The 6,082-nt window shown below is 43.5% G+C and carries 5 protein-coding genes and 1 tRNA gene; 5 read left to right on the plus strand and 1 reads right to left on the minus strand.

The window, feature by feature from the left end; translation table 11 throughout:
- Nucleotide 1 precedes the first annotated feature (1 nt).
- The 5 genes from cas6f (at nt 2) to FEK42_RS08845 (ending at nt 5,746) form a co-directional block, all read left to right on the plus strand.
- Nucleotides 2-556: a type I-F CRISPR-associated endoribonuclease Cas6/Csy4 gene (cas6f, locus tag FEK42_RS08825; RefSeq protein ID WP_135492113.1), complete on the plus strand. Its 555-nt coding sequence runs from the start codon at nt 2-4 to the stop codon at nt 554-556.
- 385 nt (nt 557-941) lie between these two features.
- Nucleotides 942-1,484, plus strand: a complete 543-nt coding sequence (gene yehD / locus FEK42_RS08830; RefSeq protein WP_130205269.1) for a fimbrial protein YehD — start codon at nt 942-944, stop codon at nt 1,482-1,484.
- A 55-nt stretch (nt 1,485-1,539) separates the two neighbouring features.
- On the plus strand, nt 1,540-2,220 hold the full coding sequence (locus FEK42_RS08835) for a fimbrial assembly chaperone (RefSeq protein WP_138211800.1): 681 nt from the start codon (nt 1,540-1,542) through the stop codon (nt 2,218-2,220).
- Between the two features lie 14 nt (nt 2,221-2,234).
- The gene (locus FEK42_RS08840; protein ID WP_135492115.1) at nt 2,235-4,721 is read left to right on the plus strand and encodes a fimbrial biogenesis outer membrane usher protein; all 2,487 of its coding nucleotides are present in this window, start codon (nt 2,235-2,237) and stop codon (nt 4,719-4,721) included.
- 11 nt (nt 4,722-4,732) lie between these two features.
- The gene (locus FEK42_RS08845) at nt 4,733-5,746 is read left to right on the plus strand and encodes a fimbrial protein (protein WP_135492117.1); all 1,014 of its coding nucleotides are present in this window, start codon (nt 4,733-4,735) and stop codon (nt 5,744-5,746) included.
- Nucleotides 5,747-5,986: 240 nt separating this feature from the next.
- Here the strand turns inward: FEK42_RS08845 and FEK42_RS08850 are convergent.
- Nucleotides 5,987-6,074, minus strand: a tRNA-Ser gene (locus FEK42_RS08850).
- Nucleotides 6,075-6,082 lie beyond the last annotated feature (8 nt).

The raw sequence follows: 6,082 nt of genomic DNA on the forward strand, positions 1-6,082 counted from the left end.
AATGGATCACTACCTTGAGATCCGCGTTCTGCCAGATCCTGAATTTTCGAGCGAAATGTTGATGGCGGCGTTAGTTGCCAAACTGCATCGGGCATTAGGTGCAAGAGGGCAAGGCGATATCGGCGTAAGTTTCCCGGACGTAAATGTTATGCCAGGAGCGCGTTTACGCTTGCATGGTAGCGCCCAGACATTACAGGCGCTTGAAGCCTCAGCGTGGCGTAAAGGACTAACGGACTATTGCCAATGTTCACCTGTCACTCCCGTTCCAGAAATAAAGGGCTGGCGAGTCGTAAGCCGTGTGCAGGTTAAAAGTAACCCCCAGCGTCTGTTAAGGCGTTCAGTGAAAAAAGGCTGGCTTACTGAAGAACAGGCGATTGAGCGACTGGCGACGCAAGCTGAACAGCGGACCGACTTACCTTTTCTTAATATGAAGAGTTTGTCGAGTCAGCAACAGTTCAAGTTGTTTATCCGACACGGGGATTTGCGTACAGAACCGGTTAAAGGGGTATTCAGTAGTTATGGATTAAGCGCAACCGCTACAATTCCCTGGTTTTGATTGGTTAGTTGTAATGTAATGTATAAAAGACCTGGCCTTACCGTCAGGTCTTTTTGTCTATTGAAAAGCCTATTTCTGGCTGGAAATAGAATAAAGAGTTCAATACCTAACATTGTCATCAGTATACGGATATTTATTTAAAATAAACAACCCGCAATTAATTATACGTATTAATCTACCGTGCAAAGACATCAAATAATGCCGAATAGTAAACAAGGTGAATATTTTTATGGGTATTTTTTGTTTGTTATGTATTTTTTATAATTTGATTTGAATCACGAAAACAACTTGTTTACATTGCGATAGCAAATGTAATTTGCGAAATTCATTTCCGAGAGGACAAAGACTCTTAATCACCTGGAATAAATTAGTTAAGGAATAGACTATGAAACGTTCAATTATTGCAGTTGCAGTATTATCTTCTCTTTTTATGAGCGCAGGGGCTTTTGCAGAAGGGAATCAACAGGGCGAGTTGATTATTACCGGTAAAGTTGCAGGAACTACTTGTCAATTTATCGACGGTAGTACTGCAACCATTGCTATGAACGAAATTGGTGCTGATCAATTTGAAAATGTAGCTGTTGGCAATACCGTTGATACTTATTCAAATACAACTACCGTGCCTCTAAAAGTTCAATGTGTTGGAGATAAAACGCCAAGAATTACGTTTTCCAGTTCTCAATTCATTGACTCTAATAACAATATTACGGTTAATACTGCTTCGGATAATGGCGCAGGGTTTGCTGTCTATTATGTTAATAATGGTAACGAAGAGAAAATCACAAAGGATGGTGTTATTGAATTAAATGGACAAGGTGTGGATGGTTTGTATACGCTTAACTTTAGTGCAAAATATGCAAAGTCTGGTGAAACAGTGACCCCGGGTGATGTTAAATCTGCCCTGACAATGACTGTCGTGACAGATTAATACCGTGTTTATCGGCGGCTTCGGTCGCCGATTTTCAATAACAAGGATTGTTATCATGAAAAAATTTATAGCCTTCTTGCTGGCCGGCATGGTCACGCCTGCGTGGGGGGGTGTCTATATCTACGGCACTCGTGTTATTTATCCAGAACAGAAAAAAGAGATTACCGTTCAGTTAATGAATGAAGGTAATCGTAGCGCCCTGGTTCAGTCATGGATTGATGATGGCGATACCAGCCTACCCCCAGAAAAAATTCATGTTCCGTTTGTGTTGACGCCACCGGTCGCTCACGTAAAAGGGGGGGAAGGGCAACAACTCAAAATCAAAAAATTGGCGAATACACTACCAAAAGATCGCGAAAGCCTGTTCTTCCTCAATGTGCTAGACATCCCACCTAATTGCCCCGAATTAGAAGATAAGAATGGCATTAAATTCGCCATGCAAAACCGTATTAAATTTATCTACCGCCCTGAAGGGCTTACTGGCGTGGATAAAGAAAGTTTTCGTCGTCTGAGTATTAAACATGCCAATGGCGGTGTTAATATCAAAAACAACTCCGCAAACTGGATAACTATTCCTGAGTTTACCGGGAATGCAAAGATAAATAAGGAAACGTTGTTATTAGCCCCCTGGTCAGATAAGACTATAACCACAGCCTCAGCCATCAATCAATATACAATTACACTTATTGATGATAATGGAAACTATTTGAGTGAAAAAGTAAAAACCGTCAAATAGATCAGGGATTGATTATGTCTAAACTTAATTCTATTACGCTGGCTATCCTGTCGGTGTTGGCTACTTCTCCTGCATGGGCGGAAGATGAAACATTTGACACCCATTTTATGATTGGCGGATTAAATGGGGAAAAAATTTCTGACTATCATATTGATAGTGATAAGCCGATGCCTGGTATCTATGATATGGATGTTTACCTGAATAATCAGTGGCGCGGACATTATAATGTCGATATTAAAGATGATCCGGATGCAACATGTTTATCCTGGGAGCAGTTAAAGCAAATAGGTATCCTCACTGAAGGCATTAATATCGATAAAAGTGTAGAATGTGTACCACTTCGGGAAGCGGTACAGGGCGGCAGCGTTGACTATGATATTGGGCATTTTAACCTGAAGTTAAGTGTACCCCAGGCCTATGTCGTTGAGTATGAACGCGGATATGTCCCGCCTGAGGCATGGGATCGCGGGATTAACGCATTATATACGTCTTATTATGCCAGTCAGTATTACAGTAATTATAAGCACGGAGGAGATAATAAAAGTAGCTATTTAAATCTGAATAGTGGTTTGAATCTTCTGGGCTGGCAGTTGCATTCAAATGCCAATTATACGAAAAGTGACGAGAGCAGCGGTAAATGGAAGAGTAACACGTTATATCTGGAGCGCGGAATTCCACAGATTCTTGGCACATTGCGTGCTGGTGAAATGTATACCGGTTCTGATGTTTTTGATTCCGTGCGTTTTCGCGGTGTACGCCTGTGGCGCGATATGCAGATGTTGCCGAACTCTAAACAGAACTTTACTCCAGTGGTGCGTGGTGTTGCCCAAAGTAACGCACTTGTCACTATCGAACAAAATGGCTTTGTGGTTTACCAGAAAGAGGTTCCGCCAGGTCCATTCGCCATTGATGATTTGCAACTTGCTGGTGGTGGTGCAGATCTGGAAGTAACCGTTAAAGAAGCTGACGGTTCGGTGTCGCGTTATCGTGTACCTTATTCATCTGTACCAAATATGTTGCAACCGGGCGTTTCGAAATATGAATTTGCTGCCGGACGTAGTCGTATTGAGGGAGCCAGCGATCAGTCAGATTTTATTCAGGGAAGCTATCAGTATGGCCTTAATAATTTGCTGACACTCTATGCTGGCACGCAGTTGTCTGATAATTACTCATCGTTTGTTCTCGGCACGGGATGGAATACACCGATTGGTGCTGTATCGGTTGATTTTACCCATTCCCACAGTGAACAAGATAACGGTGATGTGTTTAATGGTCAAAGTTATCAGATTGCCTGGAACAAATATCTCTCTCAAAGTGGAACGCAATTTTCGCTGGCGGCCTGGCGTTATTCTTCTCGAGATTATCGTACTTTTAACGATCACGTCTGGGCAAATAACAGGAAAAGCTATAATCGAGAAGATGACTCAGTTTATGATATCGCCGACTATTATCAGTACGATTTTGGTCGTAAGAACAGCTTTTCTGTAAATATAAACCAGTCATTACCGGAAAATTGGGGATATCTGTCGGTCAGCGGTCAATGGCGGGATTATTGGGAACGCAGCGGGACAGAGAAAGATTATCAACTCAGCTATTCGAACTCCTGGGAACGCCTTAGTTATACCTTGTCTGTTAGCCAGACCTACGATGAAGATAACCGCGAAGATAGACGCATTAACTTATATTTCTCAATTCCCTTCTCGTGGGGCGATGGAATCACTGAAAAACGACGAGATTTATTTGTTTCTAACTCGACCACTTTTGATAAAGACGGCTATCGGTCGAATAATACCAGCCTCAGCGGTGTAGCGGGGAGTCGCGATCAGTTCAGCTACGGGGCTAACTTAAGCCATCAACACCAGGGCAGCGAAACAACAGCAGGTGGAAACCTGACCTGGCGTGCGCCATTGGCGACTATTGGTGGCAGCTATAGCCAGTCGAAAAGATATCAACAAGTTAGCGGTAATATTCAAGGCGGTTTAGTCGCGTGGTCGGACGGGGTGGCACTGGCTCCCAGACTTTCCGATACGTTCGCCATCGTCAAAGCGCCGGGACTGGAGGGAGCGGCGGTGCAGGGATATCGTTACCTGACCACGGATAGCAGAGGCTACGCTATTTATGACAACCTGACGCCGTATCGTGAAAATACGTTGATGTTGGATATTGCCGACAGTAAAAGCGATGTGGCGCTACTGGGTAACCGTAAAAACACCGTTCCTTATCGTGGGGCGGTAGTGATGACGCAGTTTGAGACTGATAAACGCAAGCCCTGGTATTTCATCTCCCAACGCCCTGATGGCTCTCCGTTGCCGTTTGGTTATGAGGTTGAAGATGAAAGCGGCAACAATGTGGGCTTAGTAGGACAGGGAAGCCGGATATTTATTCGCACCAATGATGTTCCCGCGTCGATTCGCGTCTCGGTTAATAAACAGCAGGAACAATTCTGCACTATTACCTTTGATAACGTTATTGATGAGAATAAAGTTTATATTTGTCGTTAAAGGATTTGTTTATGAAGAAATATTGGTTTTTGTTTTTACTGGCTTTGCCATTTTTGGGACAGGCTAAATGTACCTTGGGGCCTAATACAACAGCAAGCCAAACGATAGAACTAGATATGGCACAAGATACGGTAACGGCTGTGATTAATACAAACTTAGTGGATACGTTCACATGTAATGCAACAAGCGATAAAATGTATTATGCAACACCGTTAAAAGATTATATCGTTGAACTTAGAGAGTCGGATTCGGGGAAATCAATTTTTATGAAATTTAACCTTGAGAGTAGTGGTTTTCCTGTTTCTACTGGAACTGATTCCTTGGGTGCTTCTCCAAAAGAATATAACACTCAGGATGTTATAAATACCAAGCCATTCACTCTTAAGGCAGAATATGTTGCACCAACGAGTAAAGTAGACCATACAATAACCACCAATATCGACAAGATAACCATCCCGCGCCCCGCTATTAGCATACTAACAGATAACTCTTGCAATAATAATATCATATCATGGCTTTATTGTTGGTTTTCTGGGCGACTAAATAGTGATGTTTCTTATACTCAGAATATAGAATTTAGCATCAAACACAAACCTACAACCTGTAGTTTCTCGCAACCGACTTACGAAATAAGAATGCCAGAAACAACGATAAGTGAGATGCAATCTGCCAATAACACAAAATCAGGTTCTATAGATCTGGTTTTAAATTGTGACAGTGTTTATAACGTCACGACTAATCCTGTGACTTTTAAAGTTGCGCGCGGTGAATGGGATGATAGTGGAACCATTCTGAAAAACACATCGCTTAATGGTGCTAAGGGGGTTGGGTTCCAGATTTATAATGGTAACGCAACGACACCGTTAAAACTGGGCGATACTCTGATGAACAAACTAACTAAAATGGCGGCCATTGAGAATCAGTACACCTTCCCGATTACCGCGAAATATGTCCGCGTGAAGGAGGAAGCACTACAGCCTGGAGAAGTCCAAAGCAAAGCCATATTTGCCGTATCCTACGACTAGTGGGTATAGTAATCAGCCACTGATTTTCACGTACTTTCGTACGAGCTCTTCTTAGAAGATGGCGGTGAGGCGGGGATTGACTCGCTTCGCTCGCCCTGCGGGCAGCCCGTTCACTGCGTTCGCGGTCTGTCCAACTGGCTGCCGCCAGTTGTCGAACCCGGGTCCGGGCTTCTCACCCCGCCAGGACGGGTCACATGCGAAAAAAAAGCCCGTACTTTCGTACGAGCTCTTCTCAGAATATGGCGGTGAGGCGGGGATTCGAACCCCGGATACGTTGCCGTATACACACTTTCCAGGCGTGCTCCTTCAGCCACTCGGACACCTCACCAAATTGTT

This window comes from Escherichia sp. E2748 (assembly GCF_005781125.1).
Classification (GTDB): domain Bacteria; phylum Pseudomonadota; class Gammaproteobacteria; order Enterobacterales; family Enterobacteriaceae; genus Escherichia.

What these genes read in the sequence shown, in the direction of transcription:
- cas6f (WP_135492113.1), top strand. Translation starts at nt 2, where the DNA reads ATGGATCACTACCTTGAGATCCGCGTTCTGCCAGATCCTGAATTTTCG.
- yehD (WP_130205269.1), top strand. Translation starts at nt 942, where the DNA reads ATGAAACGTTCAATTATTGCAGTTGCAGTATTATCTTCTCTTTTTATG.
- FEK42_RS08835 (WP_138211800.1), top strand. Translation starts at nt 1,540, where the DNA reads ATGAAAAAATTTATAGCCTTCTTGCTGGCCGGCATGGTCACGCCTGCG.
- FEK42_RS08840 (WP_135492115.1), top strand. Translation starts at nt 2,235, where the DNA reads ATGTCTAAACTTAATTCTATTACGCTGGCTATCCTGTCGGTGTTGGCT.
- FEK42_RS08845 (WP_135492117.1), top strand. Translation starts at nt 4,733, where the DNA reads ATGAAGAAATATTGGTTTTTGTTTTTACTGGCTTTGCCATTTTTGGGA.